Consider the following 18,932-nt stretch of genomic DNA (forward strand, 5'->3'; position numbering starts at 1 on the left):
GTCGTAGATTCGGAACCCATCAATGGCTCTCGTCCTCACCGAAGAACAATCCATGCTGCGCGACAGCGCGCGCGGCCTCATCAGCGACAAGGCGCCGGTGTCGCATCTGCGCCATCTGCGCGACAGCAAGGATGCCACCGGCTTCTCCCGCGAGCTCTGGAAGACCTTTGCCGAGATGGGCTTCTCCGGCCTGCTGGTGCCGGAGAAGTTCGGCGGCAGCGGGCTCGGCTGCGTCGAGGCCGGCATCGTGATGGAGGAGATCGGCCGCACCTTGATGCCGTCGCCGTTCCTCGCGACGTCCGTGGTGGCGGCATCGGCGCTGACGCGTGGCGGCAGCGAGGCGCAGAAGGCGCAGTATCTGCCGAAGATTTCCGATGGCTCATTGCTTGTCGCGCTCGCCATCGACGAGGGCGCCAAGCATCGCCCGCTGCAGACCAAGCTTCAGGCAGCGCGTTCCGGCAACGGCTTCAAGCTCTCGGGCGACAAGGCGTTCGTGGTCGATGGCCACACCGCCGATCTGCTGATCGTCGCCGCGCGCACGGCGGGCGCCGCCGGCGACAAGAACGGGCTGACCCTGTTCCTGGTCGATCCGAAGGCCAAGGGGCTCGCTGTCGAGCGTACCGCGATGGTCGATTCGCACAATGCGGCTCGCATCGTGTTCGACAATGTCGAGGTCAATGCCGACAGCGTGCTCGGCGAGATCGACCAGGGTTTTGGGCTGCTCGAGGGCGTGCTCAATGTCGGCCGTGGCGCGGTCGCGTCCGAAATGGTGGGCCTGAGCGAAGAGGTGTTCGTCCGCACCGTGACCTATCTCAAGGAACGCAAGCAGTTCGGCAAGGCGATCGGTGAATTCCAGGCGCTGCAGCATCGCGCCGCCCAGCTCTATATCGAGATCGAGATCACCCGCGCCGCTGTGCTGAAGGCGCTGCAGGCGCTCGATGCCGACGCCGACAAGGCGGGCGCGGCGGTCGCGGTTGCCAAGGCGCGCGCCGGCACCACCGCGACGCAGGCCGTGCAGGAGGGCGTGCAGATGCATGGCGGCATGGGCATGACCGACCAGTTCGACATCGGCTTCTTCATGAAGCGCGCCCGCGTCTGCCAGGAACTGTTCGGCGACAGCAATTTCCACGCCGACCAGCTGGCGCGTGGGAAGGGGTATTGAGCGGGCGCAAAGCGTCGCCACGCATCACACTGTCATCGCCCGGCTTGACCGGGCGACCAAGTATTCCAGAGGCAGTCGTGTTTGAACGGATAGGCCGCGGCGTACTGGATCACCCGCTTTCGCGGGTGATGACAGTTGAGGCTGTGGGAGAGCGCGTCCGCTAAACCGCCGTCACCGGATCGGCGGCGCGTACTGGACGCCGCCCGCGTTCCAGAGCTGGTTCATACCGCGCGGGATCTTCAGCTTGGATCCGCTGCCCACGTTGCGGTCGTAGACCTCGCCGTAATTGCCGACATGGCGGATGATGCGCACGGCCCAGTCCTTGGTCAGGCCGAGGTCCTCGCCGTAGCTGCCCTCGGTGCCGACCAGCCGCATCACCTCGGGCTTCTTCGACTTCAGCGCCTCGTCGATGTTCTTGGATGTGACGCCGAGCTCCTCGGCGTTGATCATGGCGTAGAGCGTCCACTTCACGATCATCATCCAGTCGTCGTCGCGCAAGCGCACCACCGGTGCCAGCGGCTCTTTCGAGATGATGTCGGCCAGGATGATGTGGTCGTTCGGCTTGGAGAGGTTGAGCCGCAGCGCATAGAGCTGCGAGGCGTCCGAGGTCAGGGTATCGCACTGGCCGGAGTCGTAGGCCTTTACGACGTCGTCCAGCTTGTCGAACTTCATCTCCGTGTACTTCATGTTGTTGGCACGGAAGTAGTCGGCAAGGTTGAGCTGCGTCGTGGTGTTGGACTGCACGCAGACCTTGCTGCCGTTCAGGTCGAGCGCGGAATCGATATTGCGCGAGCGCGGCAGCATGAAGCCCTGACCGTCATAATAAGCGACCGCCGGGAAATAGAGGTCGTAGTTGGTCTCACGCGACATGCTCCAGGTGGAGTTGCGCGAGAGGATGTCGACCTTGCGGTTTTGCAACTCTTTGAAGCGCTCGCTAGCGTCGAGCGGGACGAATTTCGCCTTCGATGGATCGTCGAAGATCGCCGACGCCACCGCGCGGCAGAAATCGACGTCGAAGCCGGTCCAGTTCCCCTTGTCGTCGGGAATCGAGAAGCCGGGCAGGCCCTTGTTGACGCCGCACAGCACCTCGCCGCGGCGTAGCGTGCGCTTCAGCGTGCGTGTGTCGTAGCGCTCATAGGTGAAGGCGGCGGCCGCGACCAGCACGGCGACCGCGAGCCCGATCGTCAGGCCGCCTCGAAATGTACGCATGGATGTCTCTCGCCAATGAGGGAAAAGGGTAGGGTAACGAAGGTGGGCTGGAGGTTAGAGTTGGGGCTTCTGCCGGACGATCACCTTGGTGCCGACCGGGACGCGGTCGTACAAATCCATGACGTCGGCGTTGACGAGGCGGAAGCAGCCTGAGGAGATCGCAGTGCCGATCGTGTCGGGCTGGTTGGTGCCATGGATGCGATAGACCGTGGTGCCCAGATACATCGCCCGTGCGCCGAGCGGATTGCCGGGGCCGCCGGCCATAAAGCGCGGCAGATAGGGCTGGCGCGCGATCATCTCCGGCGGCGGCGTCCAGTCCGGCCACTCCGCCTTGCGGGTGATGTTCAGCAGGCCCTGCCACTGGAAGCCTTCGCGGCCGACGCCGATGCCGTAGCGTAGCGCGCGGCCATTGCCCTGCACGAGGTAAAGGTGGCGTTCGGCGGTGGAAATGATGATGGTGCCCGGCGCCTCGTTGGTGCGGTAGTACACGACCTGCTTCTGCCATTCCGGATCGAGCTGGTAGTTATCGTCGGGAACAAGGCCGGGCTCGTCGACGTCAGGGCGACTCTGCGCAAAGCCTTGCGACGTCGACAGCACCAGAACGATCGCGGCGGTCACCATCCAGACCAGGTGACGAAGTTTCGTCATGCACAGCACTCCTTGTCGGCGCAGCCAATTGGCTGCTCCATCCAAATCGCGCAAACATCAAATCTCAGTGACAGCTTGATGGCAAGCTTCGGGCACGCACAGGTGGTATCTCGCTGTAATGCTTCCCCTTTTGGGATCGTCGTGGTGGCCGCCCGCCAAACCTCATGTCGGTGCAATCCAGAGTCGCAGGACGAAAGAGACCAGGGCCACCGTACCGACGCCGCCGAGCCAGAGCGCTGCAAACCACAGAAGGCGCTGGCCGAGCGGACGAGGAGCAGGATCCGGCGGCATCAGTGATACCCCTGTCCAGGCCGCACCTTGCCGCGGAACACCCAATAGGCCCAGCCGGTATAGCCGAGGATCAGCGGGATCAGCACCGCGACCCCTATCAGCATGAAGATCTGGCTGTTCTCCGGCGCGGCCGCCTGCCAGATCGTGATGCTCTGCGGCACGATATACGGATACATGCTGATGCCGAGCCCTGCATAGGACAGCACGAACAGCGCGAGCGACAGGAAGAACGGCTGATAGTCGTATTTGTTGGTCAGCGCGCGCAGCAGCAGCACGGCGACGGCGGCCACCGCGATCGGCACCGGCGCGGTCAGGATGATGTTCGGCCAGGCGAACCAGCGATGGGTGTACTGCACATGCAGGAACGGCGTCGCGATGCTGACGGCGCCGATCGCGCAGAGCATCGCGATCAGGAGCACCCAGCTCAGATGATAGGCGCGGTCGCGCAATTCGCCTTCGGTCTTCATCACAAGCCAGGTCGCGCCAAGTAGCGCATAGCCGATCACGAGCGCCGCGCCGGTCAGGACGCTGAACGGCGTCAGCCAGTCCCACCAGCCGCCGGCATATTGGCGTCCCTCGACATGCACGCCCTGCAGGATCGCACCAAGTGCAATCCCCTGCGCCAGCGCCGCGAGCAGCGAACCGCCGGCAAAGGCGAGATCCCACTTGTTGCGCGCCTTTTGCGTTCGCCAGCGGAATTCGAAAGCGACGCCGCGGAACACGAGACCGAGCAGCATCGCGATGACAGGCGTATAGAGCGCCGGCATCAGCACCGCATAGGCCAGCGGAAACGCCGCCATCATGCCGCCGCCGCCGAGCACCAGCCAGGTCTCGTTGCCGTCCCACACCGGCGCCACGCTGTTCATGATGACGTCGCGGTCGGTCTTCTGCGGGAACAACGGAAACAGGATGCCGAGGCCGAGATCGAACCCGTCCATCACGACATAGACGAACACCGCAAAGGCGATGATGAAGGCCCAGATCGTGGCGAGGTCTGCGGCGACGCTCATCGTGCGCCCTCCACGGCAGCGCCTGCGGCCGGCGTGATGCCGGCGGCGCGCGCCGGCAGGTCATGCGACGGGCCCTGCTCGCCATGATGCGGCGGCTGCGCCATCAGCCGCAGGATGTAGACCACGCCCGCGATGAACACGGCGAAATAGACGATGACGAAGGCGATCAGCGACGAGCCGACCGCAGGCGCGGCCAGCGGCGAGACCGAATCGGCGGTTCGCAACAGCCCGTAAACGGTGAACGGCTGCCGCCCGGTCTCGGTGGTGATCCAGCCCGCGAGCACGGCGATGAAGCCGGCCGGCCCCATCGCGACCGCGCACAGATGCAGCAGCCGCGTCTCGTACATTCTTCCGCGCCAGCGCATCGCGAGGCTGAACAGGCCGAGCCCCATGATCAGGAAGCCGAGACCGACCATGACGCGGAACGCCCAGAAGGTGATCGGCACCGGCGGCCAGTTCTCGCGCGGCACGGTGTCGAGGCCGGCGAGCGGAGCGTCGAGCGAGTGTTTCAGGATCAGCGACGACAGCTTCGGCACCTCGATCGCATATTTCACCTTGGCATCGGCCATATCGGGCCAGCCGAACAGCACCAGCGGCGCGCCGTCCTTGTGGCTCTGGAAGTGGCCTTCCATCGCCATCACCTTGGCGGGCTGATGCTCCAGCGTATTGAGGCCGTGCTGGTCACCGGCAAGGATCTGGATCGGCGCCACCAGCGTTGCCATCCACATCGCCATCGAGAACATCACGCGGGGGCCGGCGAGATGCTGGTCGCGCAGCAGATGAAAGGCGCCGACCGCGCCGACCACGAGCGAGGTGGTGAGATAGGCCGCCAGCACCATGTGCACGAGACGGTAGGGGAATGACGGGTTGAAGATCGCCTTCAGCCAGTCGGCGGCGACGAATTGCCCGTCGGCATTGACGGTATAGCCCGCCGGCGTCTGCATCCAGGAATTGGCCGACAGGATCCAGAACGCCGAGATCAGTGTGCCGACCGCGACCATCAGCGTCGCCAGGAAATGCAGCTTGTGGCCGACGCGTTCGAGCCCGAACAGCATCACGCCGAGGAAACCTGCCTCGAGGAAGAACGCGGTCAGCACCTCATAGGCCATCATCGGGCCAATCACGGGGCCCGTCTTGTCGGCGAAAGCCGACCAGTTGGTGCCGAACTGATAGGACATCACGATGCCCGACACCACGCCCATGCCGAAAGCCACCGCGAAGATCTTCAGCCAGTAATTGAAGAGGTTGATGTAGACCTCGCGCCCGGTAGCAAGCCACAGCGCTTCGAGCACCGCGAGGTAGCTCGCAAGCCCGATCGAGAATGCGGGGAACACGATGTGGAATGACATCGTGAAAGCAAACTGTGCGCGTGCGAGCGCAACCGCATCCCAACCTTCGAACATGACGCACCGTCCGTCGTCCATTCGGAGCGCGATCTTGTCCGAAGACCGCCTTTCGTCTTCGGGACCGCGCCCAACCGTGGTGAACCCTACCACGACGGGGGTGACGACAATACAGGACGGATTGTCCGAGGAACACGATGCGATGGGTGCAATCGCATCGTGTTTCGCACTTCGTTGTTCAGGCATCAGCTTGGCGGAATAGCTGCTCCACTCGTGCGAGCGCAGCGCTTCTAGCTGTTGACGTTGAGCAGCCGTGCGATGGTGCGGTCGATCTGCTCATACTGCCCTTCGCCGTCGTGCCCGAAGACGATCTTGCCGTTCTGGTCCATGATGTACTGTGCGGGCCAATACTGATTGCGGTAGTGCGATCATCGCGGGCCGCGCCTTGCGGGTCTGGCCTATCGATACCCCGAGCAGGATTGGCAGCATCGGCAGGGTGCAAGGCGCGGCGACGGTCGCGACACCGGCAAGCAGCGCAAGGGCAAGGCTGAGCATCGTCGTCCGTCCATCATAAGTCCCGGCCTGTCGGAGGATTGTGCCGGAGACGCCTGATGATGTTCGCGGCAATAGCTCGTGCTGTTACGGCGCTTCGCTCGCTCACGCCGTCACGTCCGTGTGAGACGAGCCGCGCTCGACTTCACGAAGCCGCGCCAAAAGCCTTGTCGGATCCGGATCAATCCGACAGTGACGCCGGACATCGCCTCAACGGATGATCTTCGCGAACCAGGGTCTGCTTCGCTTGAGGACCCGCTAGAAATGGAGCGACCCGGCTTGGGGGGCATCCCGGCCGGGTCGTTGGAGGTCACTTGGGAGGTTAGCTTGGGAGGTCTCGAAACTGGTTCAGTAAATGGTGGCGTTGCGTCGTTGGTTAAAGGTGTAACGATCGAGTTTTTCGGGCCGATGTCGTCGTGTGTTTCAATTGTTTCGTCGCCGGACTCTTTTGGTTTCGCGGACTATTGGTCGGCTCACTTAGAATTTGCCTAATGCATTGAATTTGCTCGTGTTTATGCCGCGACGCTGTTGACGCCGGCACCCCTGAGGAGATCGGCGAGCTGCTTGCGGGCATAGAACATCCGGGTCTTCACGGTGCTCTGCGGGATGCCGATGATCAGCCCGGCCTCCTCGACCGACTTCTCGTGGTAGTAGACGAGGTTGATGATCTCGCGGTGAGCCGGCGACAGCTTGGCGACGCAGGCGCGCAGGATCTCGCTGGTGGTGGCGCGATCGAGCGAGATTTCCGGCGTGTCGGCGCCATCGGCGATCTCCAGCACATCTTCCTGATCGATGTCCTCGTGCTTGCGCTGGCGCAGTGCGGTCAGCGCCTTGAAGCGGGCAATCGACAGCAGCCAGGTCGAGACCTGCGAGCGGCCCTCGAACTGGGAGGCGGTCCGCCAGACGTCCAGGAACACCTGGCTGACCAGGTCTTCGGCGATCGTGGTGTCGCGGAGCATGCGCAGCACGAAGCGGTAGACCCGGACGTTGTGACGGGAATACAGGACGTGCATCGCAGTGCGGTCACCCTTGGCGATGCTCGCGAGCAGCATTTCATCCGAGGTCGCGCGGGCAGCGGCAATTTGCTTCTTGGCTGCGGGGTTGATGGCGATGACGTTCGGCATGACGGGCTCCCAATTCGCCGTTTGGCGGCGGTTCGTTGGGAGAATTGTTAGTTACCCCCCGTTTCCGGATGTCTGCGCGAAAAGCGGAAAATGGTTTCGTGAGCAGGAGAATTGTTTCGTCGCGGCCCCGGCGACGAAACATTCGGGGCCAAAAGGCCAATCATTTCAATATGCGGAAAATTCGATGGGCCGGACTCTCCCCCGGTCGGAACGAATCCGGCTGTGACTTCCGGCACTACCGGGGGCTTACTCGGCCGCTTGCAAGGCGGGCGCTGCCTTTTTTGGAGCAATCCAGAATGCATCGGGCCGTTCGAACAGGAAATTGGCTCGGGCCGCCAGCGCCAGACGCCAGATCAGGAGCGAGCCGGCGACGCCGACGGCGGTCACGATCAGCGAGACCAGGCCGATGTCGTGGATCACGTCGATCCGCAGCAGGGCCGTCCGTGTCGCGGCCATCGGCAGGAAGAAGGCGAGATAGATGACGATCGAGTGCTCGCCACAGAAGCGCAGGAAATCGAGCCAATGCGCACGCGCCAGCAGCGTGCCGATCACGATGATCGCACAGGCGCCGGAGAGCCCGAGCGCCAGCGAGACGATCGGCCATTCGCTCACCTCGAGCGCCACCAGCCCGCCATTGACGAGCGCCCAGAGCCCGAGCCCGAGAAGCGCAAGCAGAGGCCGCGCCCGGGCGCGATCCGACAGCGCGAACACGTAATCGGCGAGGATGTAGCCGGTGAAGAAATAGACGAAGCGCGCGCAGAACTCGTCGATCGCGGTCCAGCCCGTCGTCAGATGTGTCATCTCGAGCGCTGCTGCGATCAGCCAGATGACAAGCGGGTGAATGTTGCGTGTCAGTTTCGTGACGACGAAGAAGATCGGCAGCAGATAGATGAACCACAGCGTGCCGAACGGCTCGATGAAGGATTCGAGATACAATAGCCCGACCTCGCTCCAGCTCGATTCAGCGGCGAGCGACGGCGCCTTGAAGCCGAACTGGATCGTCACCCACAGCACATAGAAATAGCCGAAGTGCATCACCTTGCGGTCGAGATAGGTGCGCCAATCGCGATCGATCACGACCGACAGGAAAAGCCCGGAAATCAGGAAGAAGTCGGGCATCCGGAACGGCTTCGCGAACATCACGACATAATGCATGAAGCCGGTCTGTTCGGCGGCCTTCTCCACACCCAGCACCGAGTGCATCATCACGACCATGACGATGCAGATGCCCTTGGCGTAGTCGACCCAGTCAACGCGCCCGCCGGCGGTCCTGGCGGAACGGTCTGTCCCAGCGGCTGTGCCGTTTATGGTCATCTTTGTCCTGTTTTCGGCGTGATCGGGTGCATCATCGGCCCGATCGGTTGCTTTCTCCTTTATTCATACAAATGACATGCCGCGGGACCGGTGCTTTTCCACGTTTCCCTTGGCCGGTAAATGTTCTAAGAGGCGCACGAATCCCAGGGGTCGTTAACCATAGGAAGCGGGTTGTTTCATGCGCATTGCCATGATTGGCACGGGGTATGTGGGGCTGGTGTCGGGCGCCTGTTTTGCGGATTTCGGCCACCAGGTGACCTGCGTGGACAAGGATGCGAGCAAGATCGCGGCGCTCCATCGGGGCGAGATCCCGATCTTCGAGCCCGGCCTCGACGCACTGGTCGCGGCCAATGTGAAGGCCAAGCGGCTCGAATTCACCACTGATCTGGCGGCGCCCGTTGCGGAGGCCGATGCGGTGTTCATCGCGGTCGGCACGCCGTCGCGGCGCGGCGACGGCCACGCCGACCTCACCTATGTCTATGGCGCGGCGCGCGAGATCGCCGCGGCGCTGAAGGGCTTCACCGTCGTCGTCACCAAGTCGACCGTGCCGGTCGGCACCGGCGATGAGGTCGAGCGATTGATCTGCGAGGCCAATCCTTCGGCGGATGTCGTCGTCGCCTCCAATCCGGAATTCCTGCGCGAGGGCGCCGCGATCCGCGACTTCAAGTTTCCCGATCGCATCGTGGTCGGCACGTCCGATGAGCGCGGCCGCAAGATGCTCGGCGATATCTACCGGCCGCTGTCGCTCAATCAGGCGCCGCTGATGTTCACGGCTCGGCGCACGGCCGAGCTGATCAAATACGCCGCCAACGCATTCCTCGCGACCAAGATCACCTTCATCAACGAGATCGCCGATCTCTCCGAGAAGGTCGGCGCCGATGTGCAGGAGGTCGCGCGCGGCATCGGGCTCGACAATCGCATCGGCTCGAAATTCCTGCATGCAGGGCCGGGCTTCGGCGGCTCCTGCTTCCCGAAGGACACCCGCGCGCTGATCAAGATCGCGCAGGACCACGACGTGCAGCTGCGGATCGTCGAGGCGGTGCTCGGCGTGAACGACAACCGCAAGCGCGCCATGGCGCGCAAGGTCGCGAGCCTCTCCGGCGGCAGCCTGCGCGGCAAGACCATCGCGGTGCTCGGCCTCACCTTCAAGCCTGACACCGACGACATGCGCGAGGCGCCGTCGATCCCGCTCGTCACCGGTCTGCTCGACATGGGGGCCAAGGTGCGTGCGCATGACCCGGTCGGCATGGAGCAGGCTCGCAAGGAGCTGCCCGATATCGAGTATTGCGACGACCCCTATGAGTGCGTGAAGGGCGCCGACGCCATGGTCGTCGTCACCGAATGGGTGCAGTACCGCACGCTCGACCTCGATCGGTTGAAGACAGAACTGAAGCAGCCGGTCGTGATCGACCTGCGCAACATCTATCGCCCCGAGGACATGGCCGCGCACGGCTTTGCCTATGACAGTGTCGGCCGCGCGCCGTCGCCGCGGGCTTAACCTCAATACCACTGTCATACCCCGCGGAGGCGGGGTATCCAGTATGCCCGGTCTTTGCGGCCGGGCATGATGGTGGTTACTGGATCACCCGCTTGCGCGGGTGATGACGGATGACTGGTTTTGCCGTGCAGGTTTGATACGCCGCTGCCGATCGACGCCGTGCTCGATGATCTCGACCGCACGCTCGCCGGCCACAATGCCGCGGTGCTGGTGGCCCCGCCCGGCGCCGGCAAGACCACGCGCGTGCCGCTGGCGCTGCTGGATGTGCCCTGGGCGAAAGGCAAAAAGATCATCGTGCTGGAACCGCGCCGCATCGCCGCGCGCGCCAGCGCCGAGCGGATGGCCAAGACGCTCGGTGAACGTGCCGGCGAGACCGTCGGCTATCGCGTCCGCTTCGGCTCGAAGGTGTCGCGCGTGACGCGGATCGAGGTCGTCACCGAGGGCATCTTCTCGCGGCAGATCCTCGACGATCCCGAGCTCAACGGCGTGGCTGCCGTGCTATTCGATGAATTCCACGAGCGCTCGCTCGACGCCGACCTCGGGCTCGCGCTGGCGCGCGACGCGCAGACCGGCCTGCGCGAGGACCTGCGCATTCTCGTGATGTCGGCGACCCTCGACGGCGCCCGCGTCGCGAACCTGCTCGGCGATGCGCCGGTGGTCGAAAGCGAGGGGCGCGCCTTTCCGGTCGAGACCCGCTATCTCGGCCGCAAGGTGGATGTGCCGCTGGACCGCCAGATGGCGGACGCGATCGCTACAGCGCTGCGTGCCGACGCCGGTTCGGTGCTCGCGTTCCTGCCGGGCGCGGCCGAAATCCGCCGCACCCAGACCTTGCTCGCCGAGCGCGTGCACGACGCCTCGGTCGAAATCGTGCCGCTGTTCGGCGCGCTCGACGCCGGCGTGCAGGATCGTGCCATCGCGCCGGCGCCGAAGGGTACCCGCAAGGTGGTGCTGGCGACCTCGATCGCCGAGACCTCGCTCACCATCGAGGGCGTCCGCATCGTGGTGGACTCCGGCATGGCGCGGGTGCCGCGCTACGAGCCCGACATTGCGCTGACGCGGCTGGAAACCGTTCGCGCCTCGCGCGCGGCAGTCGACCAGCGGCGCGGCCGTGCCGGCCGTATCGAGCCCGGCGTCTGCTACCGGCTGTGGGACGAGCCGCAGACCGCGTCGCTCCCGGCCTATACCGCGCCCGAAATTCTTTCCGCCGACCTGTCGTCGCTGGTGCTCGATCTCGCGCAATGGGGCGTCAGCGATCCCGCTGGCCTTGCCTTCCTCGATCCGCCGCCGGCGCCGGCGCTGAAGGAGGCGAAATCGCTGCTCACCGAGCTCGGCGCGCTCGACGGCGGCGGCCGCATCACCGCGGAAGGCAACAGCCTGCGCGCGCTGGCGCTGCCGCCACGGCTGGCGCGGATGATCGTGGATTCGGCGCGGTTCGGTGCGGCGGACGAGGCGGCGGAGATCGCGGCCGTCCTGACCGAGCGCGGGCTCGGCGGCGACAACGTCGATCTCGACGTCAGGCTGGATCAGTTCCGCCGTGACCGCTCGCAGCGTGCGACGAGCGCGCGCAGCATGGCGCAGCGCTGGGCCGCGCAAGTAGAGCGATCCGACACGCGTTCCGCTTCTCCCTCCCCCCTTGTTGGGGAGGGCCGGGGAGGGGGGCTCACAAAGGCTGCGGCGATTGACGAAGGAGATCTCTCCACAGGCGTCATGCTGGCCTTCGCCTTCCCGGACCGTGTCGCGAAGAACCGCGGCAATGGCAGCTTCGTGCTTGCCAATGGCCGCGGCGCGGCCGTCGAGCAGACCTCGGCGCTGGCTCGCGCTCCCTATATAGCCGTGGCCGAGCTGACCGGCACGGCCGCAAGCGGCCGCATCCTGCTGGCGGCGCCGATCACCCAGGAGGAGATCGAGCAGCGCTTCGCCGACCACATCGAGATCGTGGAAGAGGTGACCTTCGATCGTAACGCGATGGCCTTGCGCGCGCGCCGCCGGCGCTCGCTGCATGCGATCACGCTGTCGGAGGCGCCGATGCCGCTATCGCCCTCGGCTGAGACTGCGCGCATCTTCGCGGACGGCTTGATCGCCGCAGGCCTCGACCGGCTGCCCTGGTCGAAGCACTCGAAGCAATGGCGCGACCGCGTGATGTTCCTGCGCAAGGCTGAGGGCGAGAGCTGGCCCGACCTGTCCGATGCCGCGCTTGCTGCCTGCGCCGACGACTGGCTGGTGCCTGCCTTGTACGACAAGACCGCGCTGAAGGATCTCTCCGCCGGAGACCTGTCTGATGCGTTGATGGCGCTGCTGCCATGGGAGCTGCGGGCCCGGCTAGATCGCGAGGCGCCGACGCATTTCGAGGCGCCGACCGGCACGCAGCTTGCGATCGACTACGAGGCGGAGCAGGGGCCGACCATCGCGGTACGGCTGCAGGAGCTGTTCGGGCTCAACACCCATCCCTCGATCGCCAAGGGCGCGGTGCCGCTGGTGCTGGAACTGCTGTCGCCGGCGCAGCGGCCGGTGCAGGTGACGCGCGACTTGCCGGGTTTCTGGCGCGGCAGCTACGCCGCTGTTCGATCCGACCTGCGCGGCCGTTATCCGCGCCACCCTTGGCCTGAGGATCCCGCCAGTGCGATGCCGACCCGGCGGGTGAAGCCGCGCGGCACTTAATCGGTCTCGAACGGCGGGAGCCACTTTTCCCGATCATCCTCGGTCGTTGCGCTGGCGGGCGCCCGCAAACGGTGGTTAGATTTGTGCGTCGGGATCACAGGCTTGCACCTCGGGGAGGCCGCCTTGGAGATCAAAAACGCATCGCCATCGCTTTACAATGAGGATCTGGCGCCGGCCAGGGAACGCAACTGGGGCGCCTTCAGCATCTTCAACGTCTGGACCTCTGACGTCCACAGCCTCTGGGGCTACTATCTCGCGGCCAGCCTGTTCCTGCTCTGCGGCAGCTTCGTCAACTTCATCCTAGCGATCGGCGTCGGTTCGCTGGTGATCTTTTTCCTGATGAGCCTGATCGGAAATGCCGGCGTGAAGACCGGCGTGCCCTATCCGGTGCTGGCCCGCGCGTCGTTCGGCGTCTGGGGCGCCAACCTCCCGGCGCTGGTGCGCGCCGTCGTTGCCTGCTTCTGGTACGGCGCGCAGACGGCGGCAGCATCGGGCGCGATCGTCGCGCTCCTGACCCGCATCGACGCCTTCAAGTCCTTTCACCAGTCCACCCATGTGCTTGGGCATTCCGGCTTAGAGGTGATCTGCTTCGTCGTGATCTGGGCGCTGCAGCTCCTGATCATCCAGCGCGGCATGGAAACGGTACGCCGCTTCCAGGACTGGGCGGGACCCGCCGTGTGGCTGATGATGCTGATCCTCGCGATCTATCTCTGCATCACCGCCGGCGGCATCTCGCTCACTGCGCCGATTCCGCAGGATGTGCTGTTGGAGAAGACCAAGGATGCCGGCGTGCCCGGCGAGCCCGGCACGCTGCCCGCGCTCTGCGCGGTCGCGGCGACCTGGATCACCTATTTCGCCGCGCTGTATCTCAACTTCTGCGACTTCTCGCGCTACGCGCCCGATGCGACGGTGCTCCGCAAGGGCAACATCTGGGGCTTGCCGGTCAACCTGATCCTGTTCTCCCTGGTCGCCGGTGTCACCACGATCGCAGCGTTCAACGTCTATCACGAGGTGCTGCTGCATCCGGACCAGATCTCGGCGAAGTTCGACAGCTGGTTCCTGGCGTTGCTGGCCGCGGTCACCTTTGCGGTGGCGACGCTCGGCATCAATGTCGTCGCCAATTTTGTATCGCCTGCGTTCGATTTCTCCAACGTGTTCCCGCGGCATATCGACTTCAAGAAGGGCGGCTATATCGCGGCGCTGATTGCGCTCGTGCTGTATCCCTTCGCGCCATGGGAAGGCAGCGCAGCCTCATTCGTCGGGCTGATCGGCGCGACGATGGGGCCGATCTTCGGGATCATGATGGTCGACTATTATCTGATCGCGAAGGGCAGGGTGAACGTGCCGGCGCTCTACCAGGAAGATGGTGAATACCGCTTCCAGAGCGGCTGGAACGTCAGCGCGCTCGTCGCCGCGGCAGTCGGCGCGCTGTTCTCGTCGATCCTGCCGAACTTCACCTCGCTCTTGCCGTCCTGGTGGGCGGTCTATGGCTGGTTCTTCGGTGTTGCGATCGCCGGCGCGGTCTATTACGCGCTGCACGCCGTGATGCCGAGCCCGGTCGCGAAGGCCGCCTGAGACGATCGCGAGGCACTCCGGGACGAGGCAATCGATGCCGCTCGGCCGCCTCGACCGGGTTTCCGTTGGTTCGCATTAACCCTTCGCTCATCCTTTTCATCAAAATGAAAGGCTTGGTCCCACGACGTCACTCGCGGCGGGGTGTCCGGCGTGGTCAAATTGCATTTTCGGCTTTCCGAGTTGGTGTCATGCGTAACCTGATGATTTTCGCGGCCATCATGATCGGGCTGGGCACGTTCATGGCACAGATGGCCAGCAAGATGACGCCCGCCGCCGCGACCACCGCACAAGCGCAAAAGAGTGTGAGCCCCGCCGTCACGATGGCGCCGACCAGCGGCCGCACGCTGACGATTCCGCCGGACGCTCGCGGTCACTTCGCGACCGACGGCCGCATCGACGGCCAGCGCATCGGCTTCATGGTCGACACGGGTGCATCGGTGGTTGCGCTGAACGAGACCTCCGCCGCGCGCTTCGGCCTGCGTCCTGTGCCAGGTGATTACACCTCACGCGTCACCACTGCCAACGGCACCATCAAGGCCGCGCGCGCCCGCATCGCCATGATCGAACTCGGCGGCCTCATCGTGCGCGACGTCGATGCCATGGTGTTGCCCGACGAGGCGTTGTCGGAAAACCTGCTCGGCCTGTCCTTCTTGTCGAAGCTGAAGCGCTTCGAATATGCCAACGGCCGTCTGGTTCTAGAACAGTAAGCCAACCGGCTCGCGTGGAGATTGCCCTCCCGGTTGCTGCCCCAGCGTGCTATATTTTGCTTATGAACAGTTCCGATGCGATTGATACGTTACGCCGTTCTGAGCAGGCCTTGCGCCGGCGGGGCGTGACGCATGCTGCCCTATTCGGGTCGGTCGCGCGGGGCGATCACCGCGCGGACAGCGATATCGACATCATGATCGAGATCGATCCGAGCGCCCGACTAACAATCTTCGACTACGTTGATCTCAAGCAGTATATCTCGGGACTTTTTGATGGGCCCGTTGACGTGGTCAATCGTGACGCCCTGAAATCGCATGTCCGACCCACGGCTACGGCCGACGCCATCTATGCCTTCTGATCGCGCTGAAGGCGCACTGCTCGATATTCTGCATCACGTCGACCTTGCGACGAAGTTTGTCGAAGGTCTCGATCGTCAGACGTTTAAGGCGGACATTCGATCCGTCTACGCAGCAAACGCGCTGCCTGGAAATCATTTCGGAGGCATCGCGACGCCTTCCGGCCGATCTCAAGGCAAGACACCCTGGGATTGTGTGGAAACAGATGGCGGGGGCCGGCAACGTCTATCGGCACGACTACGAGGACGTTGCTGCGCAGTTCGTCTGGGACACAGTTGAGCTTGCGCTGCCGCCCTTGAGAGCGGTGGTCGAGCAGGAGATCGTGCGTCTGACCGGATAGGCCGGTCTTGCTCCGTCTGGTCACCGCCATTTCTGCCGCAATTGTCGGCCACCAGCCACCAGTCTCATCTTTCGCTCAGGCGCCGCATTCGCTATGGCTGCGGCGATGTTCCTCCGCACTCGACGATAAGGCCGATCAATGTTCCCCAAGCCGAAATCCGCGCTGGTCCCGAATACCTATGCCTTCGAATCCGAGCCGATGGTGAAGCCGACCGGGTTTCGCGAATATGACGCGCGCTGGCTGTTCAACAAGGAAATCAACTTGATGGGCGTGCAGGCGCTGGGCATGGGGCTCGGCGCGCTGATCGCGGAGCTCGGCGTCCGCCAGGAGATCGTCACCGGCCACGATTTCCGCGGCTATTCCGCCTCGATCAAATATGCGCTGATCTCGGGCCTGATGGCGGCGGGCTGCAAGGTGCATGACATCGGGCTTGCCGTCACGCCGATGTCATACTTCGCGCAGTTCGACCTCGACGTGCCCTGCGTTGCGATGGTCACCGCTTCGCATAACGACAACGGCTGGACCGGCGTGAAGATGGGCGCCAACCGTCCGCTCACCTTCGGCCCCGATGAGATGGCGCGGTTGAAGGAGATTGTGCTCAACGCCGAGTTCAAGAACAAGGCCGGCGGCTCCTACCAATTCCACGAGAACTATCCGGCGCGCTACATCGCCGACCTCACCGACCGCCCGAAGCTGAAGCGCAGGCTGAAGGTCGTGGCGGCCTGTGGCAACGGCACGGCGGGCGCATTCGCGCCGCAGGTGCTGGAGGCGATCGGCTGCGAGGTGATCCCGCTCGATACCGAGCTCGATCACACCTTCCCGAAGTACAATCCGAATCCCGAAGACATGGAGATGCTGCACGCGATCCGCGATGCGGTGCTGGCGCACAAGGCCGATGTGGGCCTGGGCTTCGACGGCGACGGTGACCGCTGCGGCGTCGTCGACAACACCGGCGAGGAGATCTTCGCCGACAAGGTCGGCGTGATGCTGGCGCGCGACATGTCGGCGATCCACAAAAACGCGCAGTTCATCGTCGACGTGAAGTCGACCGGATTGTTCGTCACCGACCCCGTGCTGCAAAAGCAGGGTGCGACGACGGTGTATTGGAAGACCGGCCATTCCTACATGAAGCGCCGCACCAACGAATTGGGTGCGCTCGCTGGCTTCGAGAAGTCAGGCCACTTCTTCTTCAACAAGCCGTTCGGCCGCGGCTATGACGACGGCCTCGTCTCGGCGATCGCGATCTGCGAGATGCTCGACCGCGCCCCCGGCAAGTCGATGGCCGATTTGAAGAACGCGCTGCCGAAGACCTGGTCGTCGCCGACCATGTCGCCGCATTGCGCCGACGAGGCGAAGTACGGCGTCGTCGATGCGGTGGTGAAGCACTTCGAGCAGCTCGTGCAGAAGGGCGGCGAGGTCGCCGGCCAGCCGATCCGCGATCTCGTCACCGTCAACGGCGTGCGCGTCACCGCCGAGGACGGCAGCTGGGGTCTGGTGCGCGCATCCTCGAACAAGCCGGAGCTGGTGGTTGTCGTCGAAAGCCCCGTCAGCGAGCAACGCATGCGCGACATGTTCGAAGCGATGGATTCCGTGCTGCGCACGCATCCCGAGGTCGGCGAATACAATCAGAAGATTTAGCGGAATTGCCGCATGCAAGCCTGTCATCACCCGCGCATGCGGGTGATCCAGTACGCTGCGGCTTCTCCGTCGAAAACGGCCGTCTCTGGGATACTGGATCGTCCGCCTTCGCGGGCGACGACAGTTGAGTGGATCGGCAACAGGCGCCTCACGCCGCCCGCAGCGAGCCCAGGAAGCCGTCGAGCTCGGACTTCAGCCACTCCGATTGGGACGACAGGCCGTTGGCCGCATCGAGGAGTTGTGCGGTTGCCTTGCCGGCCTGTTCGGATGCCTGGTTGACGCTCAGGATGCCTTTGCTCACATCCCTGGTGCGGTCGGCAGCCTGCTGCAGGTTCCCGGAGATCTCCCGAGTCGCCATGCCTTGCTGATCGACCGCAGCCGCGATCTCGCCGGAGATCTGGTCGATTTCGGCGATGGTGCCGCCGATAGCCTCGATGGCGTGGACGGCTTCGCCAGTCGCGGTCTGGATATCCTGAATTTGCGCTGCGATTTCTTCGGTCGCCTTGGCGGTTTGATTGGCCAGCGCCTTGACCTCGCTCGCGACCACCGCAAAGCCCCGTCCGTGCTCGCCGGCACGAGCCGCCTCAATCGTCGCGTTCAGCGCCAGCAGGTTGGTTTGGCTGGCGATGCTCTGGATCAGCGTCACCACCTCGCCGATTTTCTGGGTGCCGGCGGCGAGGCTATCCACGACGGTATTGGTGCGGCGCGCGTCCCCCGCGGCTTTGGCGGCGATCCGGGTGGAGCGGGTCACCTGCTCGGCGATGTTGTTGATCGAAGCGGTCAGCTCCTCGGTCGCCGACGCCACGGTTTCCACATTGGTCGATGCCAGCGCCGATGCGGAGGCGGCTGCGGTGGCCTGGCGCATGGTTTCCGCGTTGCTCCCGTCCATGGATGCCGAGAGCGCCTGCATCGCGCGCGCTGCCGCCGCGACGGCCTCGACGACACCGGCGATCTTGCGCTCGAAGCCGGCGGCGAGTTCGCGTCTTGCTGCATCCCGCTTTTGCTTGGTGTGCTCGGCCTCGAGACGATCGGCATTGGCGCGCGCTTCCGCAGCGCTGGCAGCCTCGGCCTCGGTCGCCTTCTCGGCCGTCGTCTTGAACAGGTGGGCGAGCGTGTGCGCGAGCCAGATCAGAACACCGGCCTCGATCAGGAGGATGACGGCATGGAGAACCACACGGCCAAGATCGGCGCCGCCGGGATAGATGGCGGCCGGGAGAATGAAGTTCAGCGTCAGATGATGCAGCGCGACTGCCACAGTGCCGGCGACGATGGGCCGATAGTCGCAATAGGCGACCAGGCACGCCAGGGCGGCGAAGAAGTACATGTGCATGTCGACCTGCCAGGCGTGGCCGGCGAACTGAAAGACGAGCATCGACACGCCGGCCATCAGGGCGACGGCGACGATCATGCGCGTCGCCGCGCCGTTTCCCGAAATGCGCCACGACGCCGTCGCGGATAGCGCCATCGCCGCCATGAAGGCGGTCGGCATGAGCCAGTCGGAGTGAT

Annotated in this window: 16 protein-coding genes and 2 pseudogenes; 8 read left to right on the plus strand and 10 right to left on the minus strand. The window is 64.4% G+C overall.

What is annotated here, in order from left to right:
* Nucleotides 1-22: 22 nt before the first annotated feature.
* The gene (locus tag MTX23_RS03170) at nucleotides 23-1,162 is read left to right on the plus strand and encodes an acyl-CoA dehydrogenase family protein (RefSeq protein ID WP_280975190.1); all 1,140 of its coding nucleotides are present in this window, start codon (nucleotides 23-25) and stop codon (nucleotides 1,160-1,162) included.
* 171 nt (nucleotides 1,163-1,333) lie between these two features.
* Here the strand turns inward: MTX23_RS03170 and MTX23_RS03175 are convergent, their stop codons facing one another.
* The 9 genes and pseudogenes from MTX23_RS03175 to MTX23_RS03210 form a co-directional block, all read right to left on the minus strand.
* On the minus strand, nucleotides 1,334-2,371 hold the full coding sequence (locus MTX23_RS03175) for an amino acid ABC transporter substrate-binding protein (protein WP_280975191.1): 1,038 nt from the start codon (nucleotides 2,369-2,371) through the stop codon (nucleotides 1,334-1,336).
* Between the two features lie 54 nt (nucleotides 2,372-2,425).
* Nucleotides 2,426-3,019, minus strand: a complete 594-nt coding sequence (locus tag MTX23_RS03180; protein ID WP_280975192.1) for a L,D-transpeptidase — start codon at nucleotides 3,017-3,019, stop codon at nucleotides 2,426-2,428.
* 162 nt (nucleotides 3,020-3,181) lie between these two features.
* The gene (locus tag MTX23_RS03185) at nucleotides 3,182-3,310 is read right to left on the minus strand and encodes a DUF2474 domain-containing protein (RefSeq protein ID WP_280975193.1); all 129 of its coding nucleotides are present in this window, start codon (nucleotides 3,308-3,310) and stop codon (nucleotides 3,182-3,184) included.
* The gene (gene cydB / locus MTX23_RS03190; RefSeq protein WP_280975194.1) at nucleotides 3,310-4,320 is read right to left on the minus strand and encodes a cytochrome d ubiquinol oxidase subunit II; all 1,011 of its coding nucleotides are present in this window, start codon (nucleotides 4,318-4,320) and stop codon (nucleotides 3,310-3,312) included. Before cydB ends, MTX23_RS03185 begins: the two co-directional genes overlap by 1 nt.
* On the minus strand, nucleotides 4,317-5,723 hold the full coding sequence (locus MTX23_RS03195) for a cytochrome ubiquinol oxidase subunit I (protein ID WP_280975196.1): 1,407 nt from the start codon (nucleotides 5,721-5,723) through the stop codon (nucleotides 4,317-4,319). Before MTX23_RS03195 ends, cydB begins: the two co-directional genes overlap by 4 nt.
* Nucleotides 5,724-5,953: 230 nt before the next feature.
* Nucleotides 5,954-6,085, minus strand: a pseudogene (locus tag MTX23_RS03200) (thioredoxin); the annotation flags it as partial.
* Nucleotides 6,084-6,218, minus strand: a pseudogene (locus tag MTX23_RS36340) (cytochrome c biogenesis protein CcdA); the annotation flags it as partial. The pseudogenes MTX23_RS36340 and MTX23_RS03200, both read right to left, overlap by 2 nt.
* Nucleotides 6,219-6,727: 509 nt before the next feature.
* A complete protein-coding gene (locus tag MTX23_RS03205) occupies nucleotides 6,728-7,339 on the minus strand; it encodes a sigma-70 family RNA polymerase sigma factor (RefSeq protein ID WP_280975197.1) in 612 nt (203 codons plus the stop codon).
* A gap of 246 nt (nucleotides 7,340-7,585) precedes the next feature.
* Nucleotides 7,586-8,653 carry an acyltransferase family protein gene (locus tag MTX23_RS03210; protein ID WP_280975198.1) on the minus strand — a complete coding sequence of 356 codons (1,068 nt, stop codon included), beginning with the start codon at nucleotides 8,651-8,653 and terminating at the stop codon, nucleotides 7,586-7,588.
* 178 nt (nucleotides 8,654-8,831) lie between these two features.
* Between MTX23_RS03210 and MTX23_RS03215 the strand changes: the two genes are divergently transcribed.
* The 7 genes from MTX23_RS03215 to MTX23_RS03245 all read left to right on the plus strand — a co-directional run bounded on the left by MTX23_RS03215 (nucleotide 8,832) and on the right by MTX23_RS03245 (nucleotide 17,426).
* A complete protein-coding gene (locus tag MTX23_RS03215) occupies nucleotides 8,832-10,151 on the plus strand; it encodes a UDP-glucose/GDP-mannose dehydrogenase family protein (protein ID WP_280975199.1) in 1,320 nt (439 codons plus the stop codon).
* A gap of 120 nt (nucleotides 10,152-10,271) precedes the next feature.
* Nucleotides 10,272-12,809 carry an ATP-dependent helicase HrpB gene (hrpB, locus tag MTX23_RS03220; RefSeq protein WP_280975200.1) on the plus strand — a complete coding sequence of 846 codons (2,538 nt, stop codon included), beginning with the start codon at nucleotides 10,272-10,274 and terminating at the stop codon, nucleotides 12,807-12,809.
* Nucleotides 12,810-12,932: 123 nt separating this feature from the next.
* Nucleotides 12,933-14,384: an NCS1 family nucleobase:cation symporter-1 gene (locus MTX23_RS03225; protein ID WP_280975201.1), complete on the plus strand. Its 1,452-nt coding sequence runs from the start codon at nucleotides 12,933-12,935 to the stop codon at nucleotides 14,382-14,384.
* Nucleotides 14,385-14,572: 188 nt separating this feature from the next.
* A complete protein-coding gene (locus tag MTX23_RS03230; protein WP_280977963.1) occupies nucleotides 14,573-15,091 on the plus strand; it encodes a TIGR02281 family clan AA aspartic protease in 519 nt (172 codons plus the stop codon).
* A gap of 62 nt (nucleotides 15,092-15,153) precedes the next feature.
* On the plus strand, nucleotides 15,154-15,450 hold the full coding sequence (locus MTX23_RS03235) for a nucleotidyltransferase family protein (RefSeq protein ID WP_280975202.1): 297 nt from the start codon (nucleotides 15,154-15,156) through the stop codon (nucleotides 15,448-15,450).
* Between the two features lie 56 nt (nucleotides 15,451-15,506).
* The gene (locus MTX23_RS03240) at nucleotides 15,507-15,788 is read left to right on the plus strand and encodes a HepT-like ribonuclease domain-containing protein (RefSeq protein ID WP_348637543.1); all 282 of its coding nucleotides are present in this window, start codon (nucleotides 15,507-15,509) and stop codon (nucleotides 15,786-15,788) included.
* A 138-nt stretch (nucleotides 15,789-15,926) separates the two neighbouring features.
* On the plus strand, nucleotides 15,927-17,426 hold the full coding sequence (locus tag MTX23_RS03245) for a phosphomannomutase/phosphoglucomutase (protein ID WP_280975203.1): 1,500 nt from the start codon (nucleotides 15,927-15,929) through the stop codon (nucleotides 17,424-17,426).
* A 148-nt stretch (nucleotides 17,427-17,574) separates the two neighbouring features.
* On the opposite strand, the gene MTX23_RS03250 is transcribed toward MTX23_RS03245, so the two are convergent.
* Entirely contained in the window at nucleotides 17,575-18,900 is a 1,326-nt protein-coding gene (locus MTX23_RS03250) for a methyl-accepting chemotaxis protein (protein WP_348637544.1), read from the minus strand.
* Nucleotides 18,901-18,932 lie beyond the last annotated feature (32 nt).

The organism is Bradyrhizobium sp. ISRA436 (assembly GCF_029910015.1).
Lineage (GTDB): Bacteria > Pseudomonadota > Alphaproteobacteria > Rhizobiales > Xanthobacteraceae > Bradyrhizobium.